Origin of the sequence: Virgibacillus necropolis, assembly GCF_044793635.1 — a bacterium.
GTDB lineage: Bacteria > Bacillota > Bacilli > Bacillales > Amphibacillaceae > Virgibacillus_F > Virgibacillus_F necropolis_A.
Map to the genome: position 1 here is coordinate 2617202 of NZ_CP084992.1, position 23686 is coordinate 2640887.

Annotated in this window: 21 protein-coding genes, 12 tRNA genes and 1 rRNA gene; 32 read left to right on the plus strand and 2 right to left on the minus strand. The window is 38.7% G+C overall.

The genetic code is table 11. The annotated features are described in order from the left end of the window. Window positions 1-174 precede the first annotated feature (174 nt). Together LG329_RS12695 and LG329_RS12700 are read left to right on the plus strand one after the other, a co-directional pair. Window positions 175-654, plus strand: coding sequence for a PH domain-containing protein (locus LG329_RS12695; RefSeq protein WP_404451199.1), 480 nt, complete (start codon window positions 175-177; stop codon window positions 652-654). Then, window positions 647-2077, plus strand: coding sequence for a PH domain-containing protein (locus LG329_RS12700; protein ID WP_404451200.1), 1431 nt, complete (start codon window positions 647-649; stop codon window positions 2075-2077). The genes LG329_RS12695 and LG329_RS12700 overlap by 8 nt, the downstream gene beginning before the upstream one ends. Before the next feature lie 69 nt (window positions 2078-2146). Here the strand turns inward: LG329_RS12700 and LG329_RS12705 are convergent, their stop codons facing one another. Beyond that, entirely contained in the window at window positions 2147-2908 is a 762-nt protein-coding gene (locus LG329_RS12705; RefSeq protein ID WP_404451201.1) for a rhomboid family intramembrane serine protease, read from the minus strand. Window positions 2909-3067: 159 nt separating this feature from the next. On the opposite strand from LG329_RS12705, the gene acpS reads away from it, so the two are divergent. The 16 genes from acpS (at window position 3068) to LG329_RS12785 (ending at window position 17790) form a co-directional block, all read left to right on the plus strand. Continuing rightward, window positions 3068-3424 (plus strand): holo-ACP synthase, encoded by a 357-nt coding sequence (acpS, locus tag LG329_RS12710; RefSeq protein WP_404451202.1) that lies wholly within the window; start codon window positions 3068-3070, stop codon window positions 3422-3424. Between the two features lie 405 nt (window positions 3425-3829). Further along, complete coding sequence (locus tag LG329_RS12715) at window positions 3830-3886, plus strand: hypothetical protein (protein ID WP_404456654.1); 57 nt, start codon at window positions 3830-3832, stop codon at window positions 3884-3886. A gap of 702 nt (window positions 3887-4588) precedes the next feature. Next, window positions 4589-5623, plus strand: coding sequence for an outer membrane lipoprotein carrier protein LolA (locus LG329_RS12720; RefSeq protein WP_404451203.1), 1035 nt, complete (start codon window positions 4589-4591; stop codon window positions 5621-5623). An 858-nt stretch (window positions 5624-6481) separates the two neighbouring features. After that, entirely contained in the window at window positions 6482-7609 is a 1128-nt protein-coding gene (alr, locus tag LG329_RS12725; RefSeq protein ID WP_404451204.1) for an alanine racemase, read from the plus strand. A gap of 196 nt (window positions 7610-7805) precedes the next feature. Beyond that, entirely contained in the window at window positions 7806-8090 is a 285-nt protein-coding gene (locus tag LG329_RS12730; RefSeq protein ID WP_404451205.1) for a CopG family ribbon-helix-helix protein, read from the plus strand. Between the two features lie 4 nt (window positions 8091-8094). Continuing rightward, window positions 8095-8445 carry a type II toxin-antitoxin system PemK/MazF family toxin gene (locus LG329_RS12735; protein ID WP_089534079.1) on the plus strand — a complete coding sequence of 117 codons (351 nt, stop codon included), beginning with the start codon at window positions 8095-8097 and terminating at the stop codon, window positions 8443-8445. 169 nt (window positions 8446-8614) lie between these two features. Beyond that, window positions 8615-10306, plus strand: coding sequence for an IS1182 family transposase (locus tag LG329_RS12740; RefSeq protein ID WP_404451206.1), 1692 nt, complete (start codon window positions 8615-8617; stop codon window positions 10304-10306). Window positions 10307-10464: 158 nt separating this feature from the next. Then, the gene (locus LG329_RS12745; protein ID WP_404451207.1) at window positions 10465-11334 is read left to right on the plus strand and encodes an RsbT co-antagonist protein RsbRA; all 870 of its coding nucleotides are present in this window, start codon (window positions 10465-10467) and stop codon (window positions 11332-11334) included. Window positions 11335-11338: 4 nt separating this feature from the next. After that, window positions 11339-11695 carry an STAS domain-containing protein gene (locus tag LG329_RS12750; protein WP_404451208.1) on the plus strand — a complete coding sequence of 119 codons (357 nt, stop codon included), beginning with the start codon at window positions 11339-11341 and terminating at the stop codon, window positions 11693-11695. Window positions 11696-11697: 2 nt separating this feature from the next. Further along, window positions 11698-12099, plus strand: a complete 402-nt coding sequence (locus LG329_RS12755) for an anti-sigma regulatory factor (RefSeq protein ID WP_404451209.1) — start codon at window positions 11698-11700, stop codon at window positions 12097-12099. A gap of 158 nt (window positions 12100-12257) precedes the next feature. Further along, complete coding sequence (locus tag LG329_RS12760; protein ID WP_404451210.1) at window positions 12258-13262, plus strand: PP2C family protein-serine/threonine phosphatase; 1005 nt, start codon at window positions 12258-12260, stop codon at window positions 13260-13262. A 101-nt stretch (window positions 13263-13363) separates the two neighbouring features. After that, window positions 13364-13696, plus strand: coding sequence for an STAS domain-containing protein (locus LG329_RS12765; protein ID WP_404451211.1), 333 nt, complete (start codon window positions 13364-13366; stop codon window positions 13694-13696). Further along, on the plus strand, window positions 13696-14169 hold the full coding sequence (gene rsbW / locus LG329_RS12770) for an anti-sigma B factor RsbW (protein WP_404451212.1): 474 nt from the start codon (window positions 13696-13698) through the stop codon (window positions 14167-14169). The genes LG329_RS12765 and rsbW overlap by 1 nt, the downstream gene beginning before the upstream one ends. Continuing rightward, window positions 14141-14926, plus strand: coding sequence for an RNA polymerase sigma factor SigB (gene sigB, locus LG329_RS12775; protein WP_404451213.1), 786 nt, complete (start codon window positions 14141-14143; stop codon window positions 14924-14926). The genes rsbW and sigB overlap by 29 nt, the downstream gene beginning before the upstream one ends. Window positions 14927-14928: 2 nt before the next feature. Next, window positions 14929-15522 (plus strand): protein phosphatase 2C domain-containing protein, encoded by a 594-nt coding sequence (locus tag LG329_RS12780; protein ID WP_404456657.1) that lies wholly within the window; start codon window positions 14929-14931, stop codon window positions 15520-15522. Between the two features lie 96 nt (window positions 15523-15618). Beyond that, entirely contained in the window at window positions 15619-17790 is a 2172-nt protein-coding gene (locus LG329_RS12785) for a Tex family protein (protein ID WP_404451214.1), read from the plus strand. Between the two features lie 349 nt (window positions 17791-18139). Here LG329_RS12785 and LG329_RS12790 read toward each other — a convergent pair whose 3' ends face one another. Further along, window positions 18140-19600: a catalase gene (locus LG329_RS12790; protein ID WP_404451215.1), complete on the minus strand. Its 1461-nt coding sequence runs from the start codon at window positions 19598-19600 to the stop codon at window positions 18140-18142. A 280-nt stretch (window positions 19601-19880) separates the two neighbouring features. On the opposite strand from LG329_RS12790, the gene LG329_RS12795 reads away from it, so the two are divergent. The 14 genes from LG329_RS12795 to LG329_RS12860 all read left to right on the plus strand — a co-directional run bounded on the left by LG329_RS12795 (window position 19881) and on the right by LG329_RS12860 (window position 23639). After that, entirely contained in the window at window positions 19881-20333 is a 453-nt protein-coding gene (locus tag LG329_RS12795; RefSeq protein ID WP_404451216.1) for a SprT family protein, read from the plus strand. A 352-nt stretch (window positions 20334-20685) separates the two neighbouring features. Beyond that, a tRNA-Asn gene (locus LG329_RS12800) sits at window positions 20686-20760 on the plus strand. 3 nt (window positions 20761-20763) lie between these two features. Next, window positions 20764-20854, plus strand: a tRNA-Ser gene (locus tag LG329_RS12805). Between the two features lie 7 nt (window positions 20855-20861). After that, window positions 20862-20933, plus strand: a tRNA-Glu gene (locus LG329_RS12810). Window positions 20934-21042: 109 nt separating this feature from the next. Continuing rightward, a tRNA-Asp gene (locus LG329_RS12815) sits at window positions 21043-21119 on the plus strand. Window positions 21120-21127: 8 nt separating this feature from the next. Further along, a tRNA-Gln gene (locus LG329_RS12820) sits at window positions 21128-21202 on the plus strand. Window positions 21203-21225: 23 nt separating this feature from the next. Then, window positions 21226-21298 (plus strand) — tRNA-Lys (locus LG329_RS12825). A gap of 21 nt (window positions 21299-21319) precedes the next feature. After that, window positions 21320-21401, plus strand: a tRNA-Leu gene (locus LG329_RS12830). Window positions 21402-21458: 57 nt separating this feature from the next. Beyond that, window positions 21459-21542, plus strand: a tRNA-Leu gene (locus LG329_RS12835). A gap of 73 nt (window positions 21543-21615) precedes the next feature. Continuing rightward, a tRNA-Arg gene (locus LG329_RS12840) sits at window positions 21616-21689 on the plus strand. Window positions 21690-21703: 14 nt separating this feature from the next. Then, window positions 21704-21780, plus strand: a tRNA-Pro gene (locus LG329_RS12845). A 25-nt stretch (window positions 21781-21805) separates the two neighbouring features. Next, window positions 21806-21879: transfer RNA gene (locus LG329_RS12850), tRNA-Gly, on the plus strand. Window positions 21880-21898: 19 nt separating this feature from the next. After that, a tRNA-Ile gene (locus LG329_RS12855) sits at window positions 21899-21972 on the plus strand. Between the two features lie 101 nt (window positions 21973-22073). Continuing rightward, window positions 22074-23639, plus strand: a 16S ribosomal RNA gene (locus LG329_RS12860). Window positions 23640-23686: the final 47 nt, after the last annotated feature.

Here is a 23686-nt window from a genome sequence, read left to right on the forward strand (position 1 = left end):
AATAATAGACACCAAAACAAAGCTCCTTAGCGCAAAGGGAGCTTTTTAATTTGGGGAAAAATAGAAAAGCGAAGGCGACTATTCAGAAGCTATACAGGGAAAAAGCTAAAAAATGACACCTTTTCATTCGATGAATCGTATAGACAAATAGAAATAATAGTAAGGAGGATTATGATGCGACAACCACCAATTAATACGATAGCTGATAACGCAATCAAAGCTTGGAAAATAACTGCAATAATATATATATCTATATTGTGGCTCATCGTTTTTGCAGGACTCGTGTTATCGATTATCTTTGATATTCCATTGTGGTATGCGGCAATCGGTATTTTGTTAAGCGGCATTTTGCATTATCTTTTTGTTTATTTATTCCCACAGGTAAGATGGCGGCGCTGGCGTTATGAAGTTTTCGAGCAGGAGATTTATATTCAGCATGGAATCCTAATTGTTTCAAGGACGCTTGTGCCTATGATCCGTGTCCAACATGTCGATACGAAACAAGGGCCGATATTAAAAAAATATAAGCTAGCGAGTGTGACAATTTCTACTGCAGCTACAACACATGAAATTCCTGCTTTAAAAGAGGAAGATGCTTCTAACCTTCGTGATCGAATTTCTGCTTTGGCAAGGGTGGATGAAGATGATGTCTGAAAAACAAAGACTCCATCCAGCGGCAATATTTTTCACATTGATAAAAACATTTAAAGAATTGATTTTTTCTATTGGGATAGGCTTCTTTGCTCTTAAAGATGCAGGACTTATATACTTTGTGATCGGGACATGTGTATTAATAATTGGTGCAATAGTATTCAGTACGTTGTCTTGGTATAGGTACACATATCGTATAGAGGAGGAAGAGCTTCGGATTGAGTATGGGATATTCGTTCGAAAAAAACGCTACATTTCGAAAAACCGTATACAGTCAATTGACCTAACGCAAAGTGTTGCACACCGAATATTTAAGCTTGTACAGGTTAAAATTGAAACAGCTGGAAGTGGGATAGGGACAGAAGCATCACTAAAAGCAGTAAAGCTACAAATAGGTGAATCGCTGAGAGAAGAATTAAAAACGCTTCAAAAGACTAATATTGAAACAGATGAATCCATTGATGAAACTGTGCAAGATAAACCTTCGCAAAAGATAACGGCCAAGCGGTTGTTTTTTGCTGGAACAACATCAGGTAGTATTGGTATTATATTTGTTATTATGTCTGTCCTGTTTTCAGAACTAGGGCAATTCATTCCAGAGGGATACTATGAAAATACATTTCATACTATTATCAGCTTTAGCATTATAATCATCGTAGTACTTGTATTAGCTTCATTGTTATTGCTTTGGTTTCTTGGTATCGCGGGCACAATGATAAAGTATGGTAATTTCACCATTACGAAGAATGAAGACGAACTTTTTATCGCACGAGGGTTGCTAGAGAAGAAACAAACTACTATACCAATACGACGAATTCAAGCAGTGGGTATTGATGAAAGTCTGTTGCGTCAACCTTTTGGATATGTAACTGTTTATGCAGAAATTGCTGGAGGCTCCATGGAAAAAGGTGAGGATTTTTCAACGATTTTATTCCCTATTATGAAAAGAACAGAAGTAGATGATTTTCTGGAAAAATTTCTACCGGAATATATATCTGAAAGAAATAATCTAAATGGACTACCAGCACAAGCAAAGACTTTTTACATAATTAGGTCTACAATTGTGTTGATTTTAGCGATAATCGCCATGCTGTTCTTTATTCCACAGTTTATTTGGGCGCCAACTATATTACTTATATTATGTATGTTCATGGGTCTATTGCGATATAAGGATGCAGGTTTTCGAATTAATGAAGAGCAACTTACATTAAGGTACCGTGTACTAAATCGAAAAACGGTGATTTTATTTCATAAACGTATTCAATCTTTTGAAAGAAAACAGTATCTGTTACAACAAAAAGCCTCCATTGCAACGATGAAGACGTCGATTGTTTCGAAATATGGCGCAGGTAAGCATTATAAAATAAAAGATTTAGCGGTAGGGGATGTCATGGAATTAGCTGATTGGTATTCCTATCGCGACTAATAAAATAATAAAAAGCGCCTATAAAAATATGGGCGCTTTTAATATTGGAGTACTTATAATTGAACTGTTTTATAAAAATCGTCCAATTATACCTAGGATAACAAGTAAACCAAAAGCGGTCCAAAGCACAATCTTTAGAATCCGTTTGTTAGTTCGCTTTTTTTGCCAACGATTAGGATTAAATTGTACCGAAGCTCCATTATGTTTTCCTTGATTTCGCCAGATGGAAAACGGTTGAGCATGTGTTAGTAGTACTGGCCCGAGCGCAAGTCCACCTAAGAATCCAAATATGTGTGCTGAAACATTAATTCCCGGGCGTATGAACGTCATGACTAACCCAATAACGAGGATTGTTACTATAATACGAGCATTTTGACTATCAATAAGGTGTTTACGAAAAACTACCATAAAAATGTATATACCGAATAAACCATAAATTGCTCCAGATGCACCAACATAGGTGTAAAACGCTGTCGGTGCAACGATGTACGTTCCCAAGTTACCTGCCAATCCAGTCAATAAGTACATGAAAATGAACTTAAATTTTCCTAGCATTTGTTCTAGAGCTGGACCGAATAAGACTAATGCAAGAGAATTAAAAAGTGTGTGACTCAATCCTGCATGAAAAAAAATAGATGTTAAAAGTCGCCAATATTCACCTTCTTGAATTAATATGTTACTCCCAACACCCCATTGTAAGAGTTGTTCTCCAATTGGTAATGATAGTATTCTAACGATTAATAATAATGCAAGATGTATAATGACGATGGTTGACACGATAGGATAGAACCGAATAAATTCTTTAATACTTTTTTCTGATCGTATAAACATTTGAAGCCCCCGCCTGAATGAATTTTTTATTACATAAATTTTCGGGTATTATTAGTATAATAACGTTTCATACATAGTATGACCATTAATAGGACATGAAAATAATAAATTATAATTAAAACTAGATAAATACTAAGGATAGGAAAGGATTTAGTCAAAATGATTAATGGTATTGGAATCGATATAATTGAATTAAACCGGATTAATAAAAGCCTAGAGAAAAGCAATAGATTAGTAAAACGAATTTTAACAAACAAAGAACAAACATCCTATGAAAGATTAAATAGTCCATCACGACGTACAGAATTTTTAGCTGGAAGATTTGCCGCAAAGGAAGCATTTGCAAAAGCGACTGGAACAGGCATTGGAAAGTTGAGTTTTCAGGATATCGAAGTAATTGCTACTGAATCGGGCGCACCAACGATTCATGTTCAAGGTTTTGAATCCTACAATATATTCATATCAATTACGCACAGCAGGGATTACGCTGTTGCACAAGTAATTATAGAAGAATAAGCGTTTTGTCTAGCTTCAGCGCCTAGGGGTTCGCGACATGCAATAGACACTCCGAGCACATAACCCCTTGTGCTCTATAGTCTCTTGTTTATGCGTGTCACCCCTGAGCAAGACGCTTAAAAGTGTAACTACTTTCTTACTGCATAAGTGCAATTAAAGTTTTCGCCATTAAAAGCTTGGCGATAAGCCAAGTTTTCTAACATATTTGGAGAGTTTGTCTCATATATTTTAGTGCGGGTAGGAGGAAATGGTAATGTTTAAAGTCACCGCCAAAGAAGTGTACGATGTAGACAATTATACCGTGAAAAAGATTGGTATGATGGAAAACTATTGATGGAGAATGCTGGTAGAGATTTAAGCGAGAAATGAAAATCGATCATTTCTAAACATGAGCAAATTTGTATCCTGTTCGGATCAGGAAACAATGGGGGCGATGGATATGTGATTGCTGGAACGTTTTAAAATGAAAGTTGTAAAACGCATGTCATCAAATCGTTCTAGATTAAAAGAGGGGAATTACATTACCGCATTTCTATGAATTGTGGTGGTCCAGTAAATGTCACGCTTAAAAGTGGCGGAAGTTAACGTGATATACAACATGAAAAAGAAGCCATGCTTGGCATCGGTATGGATTATATGCATCTGAATCTCCCCTTTTTTATGGAACATGGGAAACAACTTCGATTGGCGTTTCATCGCACGTTTTTCCCGGGTGTATACAGAGAAGGATACATGGGAGGATAATGATTTTAGACAAACTCTACCAGAACGAAATACAATTCTCGCATAAAGAAAAACATGGTAAGTATCATTAAAAATCGTAGTAAAGAAGCCTTGAATCAATTACTATGTACTGGCTGGTTTTGAGAGCGGGGTCAATACTCTCTGTTAGCAAATGCAACATTTCTAACACTTTAAGGAAAGGTTTACTAAAGACGGAAGTGGTGCTTTTCAGGAATCATTTTATCAATGGTCGTGCTGGTACCAGAGAAGGGTTAGGAAATGCTATGCTATTCACATGGTAAAGTAGCAGATTCATGTATTTGTATTACGATGTATTAGCTGTGGATATTATCAATGGTTTTCCACTTGTTTTTCGTACATGCTGGTAAGCGGTGACACATTCCTTTTTGTCCTTGGAATCGAGACAAGGGAGATATGTCCATGAAAAAAAATATCAGCATTTGGTTAGTACTTGCCTTAGGTTTGGTTTTACTACTTTCTGCTTGTGGGGAAAAGTCACAAGAAGATGTTCTAAAGAATTTAGACGAGAAGCTTGATGATATGAATGGTTACAAAGCAACAGCAGAAATGACAATGGATACTGGTCAGGAAAGTCAAAAGTTCAACATTGATGTTTGGCATAAGAAAAAGGATCTGTACCGAGTTAAGCTAACAAATGATCAAGACAAAAAAGGAAGTCAGGTTATTTTAAAGAACAAAGAAGGTGTATTTGTTTTAACGCCATCTTTGAATAAAAGCTTTAAATTTCAATCAAAATGGCCAGATAATGGGAGTCAACCATATTTATATCAATCACTTGTAGATGATATTAAAAAAGATAGTGACGCTCAATTCAGCACAACAGATTCACATTATGTATTCCAAACAAAAACTAACTATCAAAGTAATAATAATCTTCCATATCAAGAAATATATTTTGATAAAAAGACTTATACTCCAGTACTTGTAAAGGTGCTAGATAAAGATAAAAATGCAGTGGTAGAGGTTAAATTTACTAGCTTTAAGATGGATCCAAGCTTTAAAGAAGACGACTTTGAGATGGAGAAAAACATGACAAGCAATGCTTCAGAGGCTTCCGAGGATGAGGATGTACCTGTATCTGCAGATCCGGCTTCTGATACATTTACACTCATGTTCCCATTAAATACTGCTGGTGCTGCGTTATTTGAGCAGAAGGAAATGGAGCTGGAAAATGGTAAACGCGTCATTATGACATTTAAAGGTGAGAAAAACTTTACCCTAGTGGAAGAAAAGATCAATGTTGTGCCAACAATGGCCTCACCAAAGCCAGTTTCTGGTGACATTGTGAACCTGGGCTTTGCAATTGGAGCATTATCAGAGAACTCAATCGAATGGCATAATAATGGCATGAATTTCTACCTGGCAAGTGACGATTTAACAAGAGAAGAATTGATTGAGGTGGCAAAATCAGTACAAGGTAAAGAAATTAAATAATTTAACAAGCAGACTCATAAAGAAAGGGGGTCTGCTTTTTTTTGCAGAAGGTTCTACGACGGATATAATCGCAAATAGGCAGTTATATATTGATATCGGCAGTTAAAAATGATGGCTGTATTCCCAAAGATTGTTGCTTTTGAGGGAATCGATATATACTGCGACGTAACTACTACCTAAGTTAGATCTGAAGTACTGATAATGGAAACAAGTTACTAAGGCAGCCGCAGCCCGTATACACTTCGCTTTTCGCGGGCGGCTGGTGAGCCTCCTTGTGCTAACGCACTGCGTAGTCTCACCGATGCCTGTCCTCCCGCAGAAGTCTACGTGTATACGGGCTGCTGGTATAATAGTTGCCAATAACTGAAAGAAATGACAAAGAATGCTTACGTAAATAACTTTACCAGTCCAGCATCGTTCCGGGCGGTGACTCCTGCGGGAACAGCACGTGTCCGAAGACCCCGCAGAGTGGTCGGTGATGATGGCCGACTAAAACCGTCCTTTGCGGACAACGTCGGCATACCCCTTGCCGGGGCAAGGAGGCTGAGGCCGTGCCCGCGGAAAGCATCCGCCCGAAGCGATCCTGGACGGCAGCAATAGCACTTGTCTTTGGAAATAAACCTAAAGTTACGTCGCAATATATATCAACTATGAAGTTGAAAAGCAACAATGGTACGGAAAGAGCCAAAATGATTAAGGGTATATAAATCTTTAAAACGGAGGAAGAGTTTAACGGGGATGCAATTAAACTTCCGCCATTTCGTAAAAGTACTTTGCGGGATGATTGACACCATGCAGCGAAAAAGAAATAATAGAGTATACGAAAAATTTCTGAGAGACGAAAGGAGATATGTTTTAGTGTCAGACATATTTTACCGTGCAACTTGGGCAGAAATTAACTTGGATGCTGTTGCCACTAATATAAAAGAAATGAAACAAAAGCTATCTCCGAGTAGTAATATATTTGCTGTTGTTAAGGCGAATGGGTATGGACATGGTGCTGTTGAAGTGGCTAAAACAGCCCTGAATGCAGGAGCGAGTGCATTAGCCGTTGCTCTCTTAGAAGAGGCCTTGGAATTACGCCAGGGAGGTATCAAATCTGCAATATTAGTTTTGGGTTGGGTTTCACCTCAAGATGCAAAGATTGCTGCTGAGAATGATATCACACTTACATTTTTCCAGGAAGAGTGGTTAACAGAGTTACAATCTCAGCTATTTTCAAAAGAATTGAAGCTTCATATGAAGTGGGACAGTGGCATGGGACGGATTGGAGTACGGACAGAGGAAGAATTAAAATCGATTATCTCGGCTGTTAAAGCAACTGAAAATGTACGACTAAAAGGCGTATACACACATTTTGCTACAGCTGATGAAGCTGACTTGACTTATTTTAATGAACAACAAACCCGCTTTAAACAGCTTTTATATGAATTAAAAAAACTATGGGATGACCCAATTGATATTCACATTGGGAATAGTGCTGCATCGATTCGTTTCCCCGCCGAAATGTATCACTACATTCGATTTGGGATAGCTATGTATGGTCTGTATCCTTCTAATGACGTACGAAACATGAAATCAATTGATCTGGCACCGGCTTTTTCCTTGTACAGTCGTTTAATTCATGTGAAAAAAGTTCCTGAGAATGAATCCATTAGCTATGGTAGAACCTATGTAACGGATGAATCGGAATGGATTGGCACCATACCGATTGGTTATGCAGATGGATGGATACGGAAATTACAGGGTATGGAAGTATTGATTGAAGGCAAGCGATTACCCATTGTAGGAAGGATTTGTATGGATCAAACGATGATTCATCTAGATAAAGAATATCCTATTGGAACTAAGGTTACACTAATTGGGAAAAGTGGAAATGATGAAATAGAAATGGATGAAATAGCAAATTATTTAGATACCATTAATTATGAAATTCCCTGCATGATCAGTGAGCGTGTTCCAAGGGTGTATAAGAAAAATATTTAATTATATTTTTATGTATCATGTCATAATTTCTTAATCCATAAATAAGTATATATACCACACGATTTAATAACATAAACAGGATTCATACATTTTTTAGACAAAAATCTCTAAAATCTTTTGCAATGCTATCCGTACAGTGATATTATTAATTTAAATATGATATCGATCGTTCAACAGTTGGCGGAGGTGTATGGTTTTGTCAGAGAGCTTACAGGAGATTTTAGTGCGATTACCAAAAAACCTAATAAATGAGGTGGATGGACTAATGAAGTATGATAATAGAGATCTTAGCGATTTTATCTGTCAGGCAACAAAAAACTATCTAGAGCAAAAGAAATATGACCATATTCAACAATTTCGAGAATCCATGCAAAAAGGCTATGAAGAAATGGCTCGAATTAATCTAACAATTGCGTCGGAGGCTTTTCAAGCTGAAGAGGAGGCTGAAAACACCCTTGAACGTTCTGTGATCGGGGTGTAATAATTTGATCGTTCAACGAGGCGAGGTATATTTCGCTGACTTATCCCCTGTGGTAGGATCAGAACAGGGAGGTATACGTCCAGTACTGATCCTACAAAATGATATCGGAAATAGGTTTAGTCCTACTGTAATAGTTGCAGCAATTACTGCTCAAATCCAAAAGGCAAAGCTACCAACACATGTTGAGATTAATGCGAAGCGGTATGGGTTTGATCGTAACTCTGTTATATTACTTGAACAAATTCGAACACTTGATAAACAAAGATTAACAGATAAGATTACAAAGTTAGACAATGAAATGATGAAAAAAATAGATCAGGCATTAGAAATAAGTCTTGGACTTAAAGATATGTAGGATATAATGGAGGCTGGGACAAAACTCAGTAAATAAATAAAAGCGTGGCACTCACCGTGTAGGTGACGTACCGCGCTTTTTTTATATAATCGTTTATTTTTCACTAAACAAAAAGAACCCCTTTTGATAGAATTAAAGTAACCACACAATAACCATCGGAGGGATTCTAATGTTTAAAAATTATAACATAAATCAAGTTGTTTTGCCGCTAGATTTAGAAATGAAATTGGACAAAGATGATATTGCTTATGCGGTAAATGATGTTGTAACACAGATTCCGGATGAAGCATTCGCTAACTTTTCCTGTGAAACCGGATGTCCAGCCTACCACCCAAAAATGATGATGAAAATAATTTTGTGTGCCTACACGCAGTCGGTTTTTTCTGGAAGAAAAATCGAAGGGTTACTCAAAGACAGTGTGCGTATGATGTGGTTAGCGCAAGGATATGAACCAAGTTATCGTACCATCAATCGTTTTCGTGTGCATCCAGAGGTTAAAGAAATACTCCGTCAGTGTTTCGTGCAATTCCGTTGTCAGTTGGTGAAAGAAAAACAGATTGATGAAGAAGCGATTTTTATTGATGGAACCAAGATCGAGGCGAATGCTAATAAATTTACGTTTGTATGGCGTAAATCGATTGAAAGGTACAGTGTTAATTTGGTGGAAAAGTCCAACCAAATGTATGATGAATTATTGGAAAAAGAAATTATTCCAGGCATTGAACGCGAAAGTTCGGACGAACTTTCCACTGACGAACTCACAAAAGTCGTGAAACAGCTTGATGACGAGGTAATGACCTACGACAAAAAAATAGAAGCGAGCGAGGTCGGTAGCGAACGAAAACAAGTTCGATCGGAGCGCAAAGCACCCAAACAATACCGCAAACAATTTAAAGATTTTGTGGCGCGTAAACAAAAATACCAAAACGACATGGAAGTCTTTGGAGAACGCAACAGTTACTCGAAGACGGATCATGATGCCACTTTTATGCGAATGAAAGATGATTATATGAAGAACGGTCAACTAAAAGCAGGTTACAATGTGCAGGCTGCGACGGAAGGACAATATGTGCTCGCTTATGATGTATTCCCAAACCCGACAGATACACGCACCTTCATTCCATTTCTGGATAACATAGAGAACAATTTCTTTAAGTTGCCGAAGCATATTGTCGCTGACGCAGGGTACGGAAGTGAACAAAACTACGAAGATGTCATGGAGAATCGAAAACGCACCCCGCTGATTACCTATAACCAGTATCGAAAAGAGAAGAAAAAGAAACATAAAAATAACGTTTTCCATACAGCCAATTGGGAATATAACAAGGAAGACGATACGTTTACCTGTCCAAATGGAAAACAATTGATGTTCCGGCACGTGTCCAATCGAACAGACAAATACGGACTGACACGAACGTTTAAAGTCTATGAGTGTGAGGACTGTTCAGATTGTCCATTGCGTTCCCAATGCACCAAAGCGAAGGAAGGAAATAATCGAAAAATTTATTACAATGAAAAATGGGAACGCCAAAAAGCATATATTAGGCAGCTGCTTTCGGAAGAGGAAACTGGTGAAATCTACGGCAATCGTAAAATCGATGTGGAGCCAGTCTTCGGATTCCTGAAGGCTAATTTGTGCTTCACTCGTATGTCTGTGAGGGGTGAAGAGAAGGTAGAAAATGAATTAGGATTTGCATTCATGGCGGTAAACTTGAGGAAGTACACCGCCATGAAGATAAATCAACGAAAAGATAATGAAAATTATCCAACGAAAAATGGTTCCGATCATCAAAAACCGATGATCGGAACCATTTTTAAGTTAATTTTGGCTAGTTATGTCCCAGCCTCTTTTTATGTTTAGAGCTTAAATATGGTATACTAGGACAAGAAATACACAGTAACGGAGAAGGTTTTCGTGTTTTATGTATAATTTGAAGAATTATGTAAAGGTTTGCAATTTATTAGTACATCATGGAGAATATACATAAATTTAAACAAAAGGAATAAGGGGGAATATCAATGGATAGAAAGTTTAAGGAGATTGCACTGAATAATAGCGATAAAATAGTTCATATGTGGCTTGAAGAAATCGACTCACTTAAAAATGGTAACTATACTTCAACAGTTTCAGGTGAGTTATATGAAAGCACAAATAGAGAGTTTGTAAATGTTATCTTTACTAGTATTAAAGGACAAGGGTCAACAAAAACATTAGAGAATTTCTCTGAAAAACTAATAAACCTAGGATGGCCTTTGAGTTATATTACAGATGGCTTACAGGTATTTAGGCGCGTAACAATTGAATATATCCTTAGCCAATCAGATCAAATTGATACAGATTATATTTCAAGAGTTTTAACGAGTGTCGATTTTTGGGTAGAACCAATCATCCGTCAACTTGTTAATGAGTATTCCGGAAGTTGGGAACACATCGTATCTCTTCAGCGGGTTGCACTCCAGGAATTATCTGCACCACTTATTCCCGTAATGGATAATATTACGGTTATGCCTCTAATAGGCACAATCGATACGGAACGAGCGAAATTAATCATGGAGAATTTACTTGAAGGGGTAATAAAGCATAATGCAGATGTCGTTTTGATGGATATTACCGGTGTACCAGTTGTAGATACAATGGTTGCACATCACATAATACAGGCTGCAGAAGCAGTTCGCTTAATTGGATCGACCTGTATTCTTGTGGGTATTAGACCAGAGATTGCCCAAACGATTGTTAATCTCGGAATTGATCTTGGGAAATTCCCAACGAAAAGTTCTCTGAAAAAAGGTTTCCAAAAAGCATTAGAGATGACAAATCGTAAAATAGAGGATATTGATACTAAAGATGAGGAAATTGAAACTATATTAAATTCATTAACAGGGGAGTGATCTCATGCGTATACCTATTCTAAAGTTGCATAATTATTTGTTAATCTCTATCCAAACAGAGCTTGATGATAATACCGCTATTCAATTTCAAGAGGATTTATTAAATAAAATTCATAAGAGTGGGGCAACCGGTGTTGTCATCGATTTAACTTCTGTTGAAATTGTTGATTCATTTATTGCGAAGGTATTAGGGGACGTTGTTACGATGTCGGATCTAATGGGAGCGAAAGTAGTTCTAACTGGAATTCAACCAGCTGTTGCGGTAACTTTAATTGATCTAGGGATTCATATGCAAGATGTGCCAACAGCATTAGATATTGAACAAGGGTTAATTAAACTTCATCAGGAATTGGGGGCATAAGAATGGACCTTGAATCCTGTGTGACTATTAAAAAAGAGTGGGATATTGTCGGTGCTAGACAAGTAGGCCGAGATATCGCGAAGAAAATAGGATTTGGAACAGTCGATCAAGCTCGTATTGCCACAGCGATATCTGAATTAGCTCGCAACATTTATTTGTATGCCGGAGATGGAAAGATTTGTTTTGAAGTGATTGATACGATAAATCAAAAAGGAATCCGCATGATAGCTATTGACGCTGGGCCGGGAATTGAGGATATTAGCCAAGTAATGGAAGACGGATATACCACATCTGGTGGCCTGGGTGCTGGACTTCCAGGGGTAAAAAGGCTAATGGATGAATTCGATATTAAATCAGAATTAGGTAAAGGAACAGAAATAAAAGCAGTTAAATGGACAAGATAAGATTTATAAAACGGGTAAAAGATTTTAGTCGAGTTATCCTTTTTGGACTTATAGAAAACATAAAACATAAAAATTTAAAGTATAAGAAAAACTATAGCTTTCGCCATTATTACTTGACGTTAAGCATAGTTTTTCTAATATAAAAAGGGTGGAACAGTGTGGATACGATGAAATTAGACGCTGCAAATTATAAAGATATATTAAAGCGCTATATTCAGACGCAGGATGAACAATCATTATACGGTGCTGAACAAATAAGTAAATCATTTATTAAAAATAGTATACTACCAGAAGAAATTGTAAGTCTTCATAATCAGGCATTGGCAGAATTATACCCTGACCTATTCGAAGACTTTCAACGTTCCATGGATTTTTTAATGGAAACAATGATTTCTTATGGTCTTGCACATCAAGAGTATCAAACCCTTCGCGAAAAACAGATTGAGTTGAAATCTGAGATATCAGTTGCAGCAGGAATGCAAGATACATTATTAGCAACGTCGAAGCCTGATATAGACGGTTTAGATATAGGAGTGATTAGTGTTCCCGCTAATCAAATGAATGGTGACTATTACCATTTCATTAAAGAGGAAGATGGATCACTTGGCGTAGCTGTAGCTGATGTGATTGGAAAAGGAGTACCAGCCGCCCTTTGTATGTCGATGATTAAATATTCGATGGACAGCTTTCCGGAAGAAACAATGAGTCCGAAATCTATTCTTGGAAATTTAAATCGAGTGGTGGAGCGAAATGTTGATCCGAGTATGTTTATTACAATGTTTTATGCGCAATATAACCCTAGAGCTAATAAGTTTTTATATTCTACAGCAGGTCATGAGCCAGGTTTCTATTATTGTGCGAAGACAGATACATTTAAAGAAATTGAAGCAAAAGGTCTTGTGTTAGGTGTATCTAAAGAAACGAAGTATCAACAGTATGAGAGAAATGTGGAAAAAGGCGATATGATTGTTCTCCTTACTGATGGTGTTACAGAATGTCGGCAGGGTGATCGTTTTATTGAAAGCTCGGAAGTATTAGATGTTATTAAGAAAAATATTCATTTACCTGCACAAGAGATAGTGGAACATGTATACAAACATTTCGAACGCCTTCAAAATTTCCAGCTTCGTGATGACTTCACATTAATTATATTAAGGAAATGAGTTTATGCCACTGTTTAAACGGGTATTAGACTCCTGTGTATGTATGTGAACTAGCAAAATAAATTATATATAAGCTGAGCTTTTAATATAGGAGGATGGAAATGAACTTAGTGATTGATGTCGTGGAAGAAAATGAAAAATCAAAAGTTATCCTGTCAGGTGAGATTGATGCTTATACAGCACCTAACTTAAAAGACACTTTATTACCATTAACAAAATTAGACGGAAAAACAGTTGAAGTTGATTTAGAACAAGTTGGTTATATGGATAGTACAGGTCTTGGTGTTTTCATTAGTGCTTTAAAGTCAACGAAAGAATACAATAGTCATCTTACATTAGTTAATTTACAAGAACGTGTCATGCGACTATTTAAAATAACTGGATTAAATGAAATTATGGACATTAATGATGGAATTCGAGGTGGACAAGAATAATGGAAAGATTTGATTTTATAGAAATGAAAGTACCCGCAAAAGCTGAATATGTTGGCGTTGTTCGTTTAAGCATTTCAGGTATTGCAAATAGAATGGGCTTTTCCTATGAGGAAATTGAGGATTTAAAGGTATCAATTTCAGAAGCTATTACGAATGCTGTCACTCATGCCTATAATGATGCAGACGGGGATGTGACAATTGGTTTTGGTGTATATGAAGATCGTTTAGAAGTAATGGTTGCTGATCACGGTGGAAGTTTTGACCTTAACGAAATTAAGGGAGGAATTGGTCCTTATAAACATACAGAATCTGTAGAGACCTTGCGTGAGGGAGGTTTTGGACTCTTTCTAATTAATGCCCTAATGGATAAGGTGGAAATCAATAACAATTATGGTGTTATTGTGCTAATGACTAAGTACCTTCAGGAAACAGAGGTGGATTATGATGGCGACCAAATCTCATCCACACAATAGAGATGAGGTTTACCAATGGATTGAGCATTTAAAAGAAAATCCTGATGATAATGAGGTCAAAGAAAAAATTGTTTTAACTTATAAAGATCTAGTGGAATCTATCGCTCGGAAGTATTCAAAAAATAGTAGTATTCATGAAGATCTAGTGCAAGTTGGGATGATTGGTCTATTGGCAGCTATTAGAAGGTTTGATGCTAGCTTTGGTAAATCATTTGAGTCTTTTGCAATCCCGACCATTATTGGGGAAATTAAGCGATTTATTCGGGATAAAACATGGAGTGTGCATGTCCCTCGCCGCATAAAAGAGCTTGGACCAAGAATTAAGAAGGCAGTGGATGAATTAACGATTTCAGATCAAAAATCACCATCCGTGCGTGAAATTGCTGAGTATCTAGAAGTATCTGAAGAAGATATCTTAGAAACCATGGAGATGGGCAAAAGCTATAAAGCTTTGTCTGTTGACCGGAAAGTTGAAGCTGACTCAGAAGGAAGTACTGTATCAATCCTTGATTTAGTTGGAAATGATGAGAATGGGTATGAAAATATCAATCAACAAATGCTGCTTGAGAAGGTTTTACCGATTCTTTCTGAAAGAGAACAAGAAATATTACGTTGTACGTATTTTGACAACTTAAGTCAAAAAGAAACCGGGGAACAGTTAGGAATTTCTCAAATGCACGTTTCTAGATTACAGCGACGGGCACTACTTAAACTGCGTGAAGCTATCCAGACCGAAAGTTCGGAGGTCTTTGATTGAGTATTAAACACAAAAAAGTTGAAGTAGATGCCTATCAAAAGGCGAAAAAGGGAAATTTTTATTGTGGAGACAGCTACTTTTATACAGAAACTGAGAATGAGTTCATCTGTGCATTGGCAGATGGTTTAGGTAGTGGTGAGTTCGCAAGAGAATCTTCACAAGTAGTCGTTGAAATTATTGGAGAGAATATCCATGCATCGATCGAACAAATTATAAAAAGATGCAATGAAAAACTTACTGGAAAACGAGGCGTTGTGCTTGGAATCCTTAAAATTGACTTTAAAATGAAAAGCTATTCCTTTTCATCGATAGGAAATATTGGTGTGATGACGATCATGCAGGACGGAAGGAAAAAACGTAATATTCCTAACGCAGGTTATCTTGCCGGCTATCACCGCAAGTTTAAAGTTGAAACAGGAAACCTAGATCAAACAATGAATTTTATTATGTTTTCAGATGGAGTTTCAGATACAGAGTTAGCACAACGGTATTTTTTAAACAAAAACGTTAATGAGATTATTGCTGCATATGAGTATAAAAATGGGCAAACAAAAGATGATGATACAACGTTAATCGCAATGCGTTATACGGGATAGATGGTGAGGATCAGCAAATAACATGCTGGTCTTTTTGCATTATGAAAAGTGAGGTATTTTTGGTAAAATTGTATGGTAACTATAGGAGGTAGAAAGATGTCAGTAGAAATTAATCAAGATATTATTCAATGGGTTGCAAAAGAAACAACCGTGAAACCACATGTTGTAAACACTATCATTGCATTAATGGAAGAAGGTAACACAGTTCCGTTCATTGCACGCTATCGTAAAGAAGTAACAGGTGGCCTTGATGAGGTGCAAATAAAGTCTGTACAGGATAAATGGCAGTATGCTGTCAACCTGGCAAGCAGAAAAGAAGAAGTAATTCGTCTGATTGATGAACAAGGAAAACTAACAGATGATCTGCAAAAAGAAATTACAAATGCCACACAATTGCAACGTGTGGAAGATTTATACCGACCGTATAAACAAAAACGTAGAACCAAAGCAACGGTAGCGAAAGAAAAAGGTCTGGAACCAATTGCTGAATTAATTTGGAACCAAGAGGAAATGGAATTAGAAACGGAGGCAGAAAAATATCTGTCAGAGGAGCACGAAATACATACGTTGGAAGATGTGCTATCTGGTGCTAACGACATAATTGCAGAATGGATATCGGACGATCCGGAGCACCGTGATTTTATTCGGGAAGTGACATTTAAAAAAGGCATTATTGAATCAGAGGCGAAAGATCGCGCCAAAGATGAAAAAGGTGTCTATGAAATGTACTACGAATATAATGAAGCAATTCGTACATTGGCAGCTCATCGGACATTAGCGCTGAATCGTGGAGAAAAAGATGATGTGTTGAAGGTATCGGTTGAACCACCTATAGAGCGGGTTTTAAACTACTTGCAGAAAAAGACAATTAAATCTACGAGCCAAAATGATCTTGTAGTATTTTTACAGAATGCAATTGAAGATAGTTATAAACGATTAATTCAGCCGTCTATCGCCAGAGAAATACGCAATTCACTTACAGAAAAGGCGGAACAACAAGCAATTAAGATTTTTTCCGAAAACCTGAAAAACCTGTTATTGCAGCCTCCTTTAAAAGGGAAGACAGTACTCGGCGTAGATCCAGCATTTCGAACTGGTTGTAAGCTTGCAGTTGTTGATGAAACAGGGAAGGTACATACAGTTAATGTAATGTATCCAACAGCACCAAAAAATGATTTCGCAGGATCCGAAAAAATAGTACTAGAATATGTGAAGAAATTTGATGTGGAATTAATTGCAATTGGTAACGGAACAGCGTCACGCGAAACAGAACAATTCATCGCTGATGTGATTCAAAATAATAAATTGGATGTTCCATATATTATTGTAAATGAAGCAGGGGCGAGTGTTTATTCTGCATCAGCATTAGCGCGTGAAGAATTTCCTGATTTACAGGTTGAAGAAAGAAGTGCAGCTTCTATTGCAAGGCGTGTTCAGGATCCACTCGCAGAACTTGTGAAAATAGATCCAAAGTCAATTGGTGTGGGCCAATATCAGCATGATGTTAGTCAAAAGGAATTAAACGGATCTTTATCCTTTGTAGTAGAAACAGCTGTGAACCAGGTTGGTGTTAATGTAAACACTGCATCATCTAGTCTATTGCAGCATGTATCTGGACTAAGTAAAACGGTTGCGAATAACATTGTGACAAAACGAAACGAGGAAGGTAAGTTTTCTAAACGTACCCAACTTAAAAAAATCCCGCGGTTAGGTGCAAAAACATACGAGCAAAGTATAGGATTTTTGCGTATTTTTGATGGAGAGCACCCGTTAGATCGAACGCCTATACATCCTGAAAGCTATCCACAAACGAAAAAACTATTGGAAATGTTAGGATGTAAAATAACTGACATCGGCTCTAATGAATTACAAGATAAGCTACGCGATGTTAACAAAAAAGAAGTTGCAGAAGAACTAGATATCGGAGAATTGACGTTACAGGATATCATCCAAGCTTTGATTCGTCCAGAGCGCGATCCACGTGATGATTTTCCTCAACCGATTTTAAAACAAAATGTATTAACGATGGAAGATCTGCAACCAGGCATGGAAATGCAAGGAACGGTTAGAAATGTAGTTGATTTTGGTGTCTTTGTTGATATTGGGGTGAAGCAGGATGGTTTAGTCCATATATCAAAAATGGCCAATAAATTCGTTAAGCATCCAATGGATATTGCGTCAGTTGGGGATGTTGTAACAGTTTGGGTAGAAAATTATGATGCAAATAAAGGTAGAATTGCTTTATCAATGGTTGAAAACGGTAAATAGAACTTAAGAAAAGCGCAAGCGCCCGTTAAGCGACGTATGGACTGTGCCCACGCAAAGTGGGTAGTTCGATGTTGCCACGCAAAGTGGCGGTTTTAATCGAACATTCCTTTCACCAGGAGAGATAAAGGAAACACGCCCCTTCATAGGGGTGTGCCGACGTTGGGCGTAAAGCCCGCTTTTAGTCGGCCTTCCTTCTAACAACCGATGTTAACTTATCGTACGGAGGTGAAGGAAGTCCACTAGTCGCTGGGCGCTGGAGCTAGACAGACTTTCGTTTATACTTTCCTTGCTAGTAAGAAAAGGAAAGGATCGCTACATAAAATGTGCGACCCTTTCCTTTTTAGTTTTACTATTTTACGCTCTCTGGTACAGACAAGCCCAATCCTGCCGCAACGCGTGCGCCATAATCAGGGTCTGCTTTATAGAAATGTTCAATTTGACGAAGTTTAATTTCTTCATATTCAACAGGTTTCATATGATTGACAACTGCTTCGATTAGACGATCTTTTTCATCAGAGCTCATTAATCTGTAAAGATCACCCGCTTGTGTGAAATGATCATCGTTTTCATAAGCAACACTATCAGCCTCTCCATGTACTTCAAAAGGACTGATTTTTGATGGCTCATCTTCTTTTGGACCATCAAAACTGTTTGGTTCATAGTTAACTGAACCACCTTTGTTACCATCTAACCTCATTTGTCCATCACGTTGATAATTTTGTGTTTCGTTTAATGAACGGTTAATTGGCAATTGTTGATGATTCGCACCTATACGATAACGATGTGCATCTGAATATCCAAATAAACGCCCTTGTAGCATTTTATCAGGAGATGCTTCGATACCGGGTACGAAGTTTCCAGGTGAAAATGCAGCTTGCTCTACTTCTGCAAAATAGTTCTCCGGATTACGGTTTAGAACCATACGTCCTAGTTCAATACGAGGATAGTCTTTTTTAGACCATGTTTTTGTAACATCAAACGGATCCCATTTATATGATTTTGCATCTTCATACGGCATAATTTGAACATATACCTTCCAAGTTGGAAAATCGCCTTCTTCAATAGCATTGAATAGATCCTCTGTATGATAATCAGGATTATCCCCAGCGATTTCAGTTGCTACTTTTTCATCTAAAGCTTTTACACCTTGCTCAGCAATAAAGTGATATTTAACCCAGCTAGCTTCCCCTTGATCATTTACCCACTTAAATGTATGACTACCATATCCATTCATGTGACGAAGTGTTGCAGGGATACCACGATCACCATGTAGATAAGTTACTTGATGTAAAGATTCTGGTGATAATGACCAGAAGTCCCATACCATATTAGGATCTTTTAAGTTTGTTTTAGGATTACGCTTTTGTGTATGAATAAAATCAGGAAACTTAATAGCATCCTGAATGAAGAAAATTGGTGTATTGTTACCTACTAAATCATAGTTTCCTTCTTCAGTATAGAATTTTAGTGCAAAACCACGCGGATCTCGCACGGTATCAGCCGAACCTAGTTCACCTGCGACTGTAGAAAAACGTGCAAACATAGGTGTACGCTTGCCAACTTCACTTAAGAAGTCTGCTTTTGTATGTTGTGATAAATCATTGGTTACTTCAAAATAACCGTGTGCACCTGCACCTTTCGCATGAACCACACGTTCTGGGACGCGCTCTCGGTTAAAATGTGCTAGTTTTTCTAAAAGGTGTACATCTTGAATTAAAACCGGGCCACGATGACCTGCTGTGATGGAATTTTGATTGTCCCCTACTGGAGCTCCTGAAGCAGTTGTAACTCTCTTTTTTTCATTACTCATTCGTGAAACACCTCTCCTTTTTTAAGTAAAAACAATTCATATTAATTATAATATAAATCTATTAAAAATCAATATTTAATTAAAATTATTTTAATTAAGGATAAAATAAAGATGTAAAATCTCTATATTTACTAGTTTAATTGATTCTATACCTGATTTCTAATTCTTTGCTTAGATATCAGTTGAATTTTCTAAATGAGTATTTGGACTTTTGGAAATTATGAGAAGCTACTAGGGTTATGTTAAAATAATGTCAGCAAATAAAAAGGATGCCTATTGTATGAATCTATTGAACGAAAAAGAATTGTATGCACTTGTACACGATATTTCTATGATGTATTTTAATAAACCATTTAAAGATGACGTTCGATTTAATTCAAGACTTCGTACAACTGGTGGCAGATATATTCCATCTAAAAGGGTAATTGAATTGAATCCTAAATATGCATTAGAGATGGAAGATGATGAGTTTGTGGGAATTATTAAGCATGAGTTATGCCATTATCATCTTCATATAGAAGGAAAAGGGTATAAACATGGTGATTTAGACTTTAAAACTTTATTAAAGGAAACGGGATCACCCAGACACTGTAATCCACTCCCTTCATATAATAGAGAGAAAAATCATCATTATAGATGTAAGAGTTGTGGACATGTTTATAAAAGACAACGAAGGGTTAACGTTAATAAATATCGTTGTGGTAAATGTGGAGGGAAGCTGTTAAATCAATAAAATATATTGTTGTAAAGTATTATGAGAAAATTAGTTATAGATAGAATACGGGTAATCGACAAAAACCTGAAGAAAATACATTGACGAATACTAGCTTCCGTGTTAAATTTAATTAGCCCTAAAAAAACGGGCGTAAATTTTTACATAAAGCAATTGACAATATATCAAAAGTATTGTAATATATTTCTGGTCGCAATAATTTTGAGACAAGCAGTATTACTATGATTTACTATTTTAGATTTTTTCACAGTAGCTTGATCGAACGTCTTTTGTGAGATCATGCGAGGAACGGTCTATGTGACGAGCAAGCCCGAACAAGATTATACTATTATGATTTACTATTTTAGATTATTCCACAGTAGCTCAGTGGTAGAGCTATCGGCTGTTAACCGATCGGTCGTAGGTTCGAATCCTACCTGTGGAGCCATACGGAGAAGTACTCAAGTGGCTGAAGAGGCGCCCCTGCTAAGGGTGTAGGTCGTGTAAGCGGCGCGAGGGTTCAAATCCCTCCTTCTCCGCCATTCATATGGCCCGTTGGTCAAGTGGTTAAGACACCGCCCTTTCACGGCGGTATCACGGGTTCGAATCCCGTACGGGTCATCATTTTTACTTTTGAAGGTATTGAACTTTTAAGGTTTAATGTAAGAACAATTATGGCGTTCGCCATTAATACTTGGTGAACACCAAGTATTCTAATGTTTTTCGGACTGGTCCGGTAGTTCAGTTGGTTAGAATGCCTGCCTGTCACGCAGGAGGTCGCGGGTTCGAGTCCCGTCCGGACCGCCATTTAATGATGGGCTATAGCCAAGCGGTAAGGCAGCAGGTTTTGATCCTGTCATTCCCAGGTTCGAATCCTGGTAGCCCAGCCATTTTTTAAATAGCTGTATATAATGAGCCATTAGCTCAGTTGGTAGAGCATCTGACTTTTAATCAGAGGGTCGAAGGTTCGAATCCTTCATGGCTCATCCTTATTAATAGCATCTCTTGCGGGTGTGGCGGAACTGGCAGACGCGCTAGACTTAGGATCTAGTGTCTTATGACGTGGGGGTTCGACTCCCTTCACCCGCATATTCACATGCGAATTGCTGTGTAATGCACAGTGTTTTGTTTTTTGTGAAGGTTTATGCGGTCGTGGCGGAATGGCAGACGCGCTAGGTTGAGGGCCTAGTGGGTGAATAACCCGTGGAGGTTCAAGTCCTCTTGGCCGCATTTGAAAGTTTTATTAATAAAACTATTGCTTTCTTATTGCAAACATGATATATTAGTAAATGTCGCTTCAAAAGCGCCCGTAGCTCAATTGGATAGAGTACTTGACTACGAATCAAGGGGTTAGAGGTTCGAGTCCTCTCGGGCGCACTATACATATTGATCGGGAAGTAGCTCAGCTTGGTAGAGCACATGGTTTGGGACCATGGGGTCGCAGGTTCGAATCCTGTCTTCCCGACCAGGGGAACTTTTTATTAACTTTATATGCGGGTATAGTTTAGTGGTAAAACCTCAGCCTTCCAAGCTGATGATGGGGGTTCGATTCCCCCTACCCGCTCCAATATTTATTCTAATATAGCGGGCCTGTAGCTCAGCTGGTTAGAGCGCACGCCTGATAAGCGTGAGGTCGGTGGTTCGAGTCCACTCAGGCCCATTTTGCTCCTTGAAAACTGAACAAAACAACCAAGTATGTCAAGTAACGAAACAAAGCTAAGACAATTGATAGAATCGATTGGTGTTGATTCTATTCAAACTTTTTTGGAGAGTTTGATCTTGGCTCAGGACGAACGCTGGCGGCGTGCCTAATACATGCAAGTCGAGCGCGGGAAGCAAGCAATCGCCCTTCAGGGCGTGAGCTTGTGGAACGAGCGGCGGACGGGTGAGTAACACGTGGGCAACCTACCTGTAAGATTGGGATAACCCCGGGAAACCGGAGCTAATACCGAATAACACTTTTTATCACATGGTAGAAAGTTGAAAGGCGGCTTTTGCTGTCACTTACAGATGGGCCCGCGGCGCATTAGCTAGTTGGTGGGGTAATGGCCTACCAAGGCGACGATGCGTAGCCGACCTGAGAGGGTGATCGGCCACACTGGGACTGAGACACGGCCCAGACTCCTACGGGAGGCAGCAGTAGGGAATCTTCCGCAATGGACGAAAGTCTGACGGAGCAACGCCGCGTGAGTGATGAAGGTTTTCGGATCGTAAAACTCTGTTGTTAGGGAAGAACAAGTACCGTTCGAATAGGGCGGTGCCTTGACGGTACCTAACCAGAAAGCCCCGGCTAACTACGTGCCAGCAGCCGCGGTAATACGTAGGGGGCAAGCGTTGTCCGGAATTATTGGGCGTAAAGCGCTCGCAGGCGGTCTTTTAAGTCTGATGTGAAAGCCCACGGCTTAACCGTGGAGGGTCATTGGAAACTGGAGGACTTGAGTACAGAAGAGGAGAGTGGAATTCCACGTGTAGCGGTGAAATGCGTAGAGATGTGGAGGAACACCAGTGGCGAAGGCGACTCTCTGGTCTGTAACTGACGCTGAGGAGCGAAAGCGTGGGGAGCGAACAGGATTAGATACCCTGGTAGTCCACGCCGTAAACGATGAGTGCTAGGTGTTAGGGGGTTTCCGCCCCTTAGTGCTGAAGTTAACGCATTAAGCACTCCGCCTGGGGAGTACGGCCGCAAGGCTGAAACTCAAAAGAATTGACGGGGGCCCGCACAAGCGGTGGAGCATGTGGTTTAATTCGAAGCAACGCGAAGAACCTTACCAGGTCTTGACATCCTCTGATAGCGATAGAGATATCGTGTTCCCTTCGGGGACAGAGTGACAGGTGGTGCATGGTTGTCGTCAGCTCGTGTCGTGAGATGTTGGGTTAAGTCCCGCAACGAGCGCAACCCTTGATCTTAGTTGCCAGCATTTAGTTGGGCACTCTAAGGTGACTGCCGGTGACAAACCGGAGGAAGGTGGGGATGACGTCAAATCATCATGCCCCTTATGACCTGGGCTACACACGTGCTACAATGGATGGAACAAAGGGAAGCGAAGCCGCGAGGTGTAGCAAATCCCATAAAACCATTCTCAGTTCGGATTGTAGGCTGCAACTCGCCTACATGAAGCCGGAATCGCTAGTAATCGCGGATCAGCATGCCGCGGTGAATACGTTCCCGGGCCTTGTACACACCGCCCGTCACACCACGAGAGTTGGCAACACCCGAAGTCGGTGAGGTAACCTTTATGGAGCCAGCCGCCGAAGGTGGGGCCAATGATTGGGGTGAAGTCGTAACAAGGTAGCCGTATCGGAAGGTGCGGCTGGATCACCTCCTTTCTAAGGAAAAACAGAAAGCAGAAGCTATTCGTAGCTGAAGCCGTACT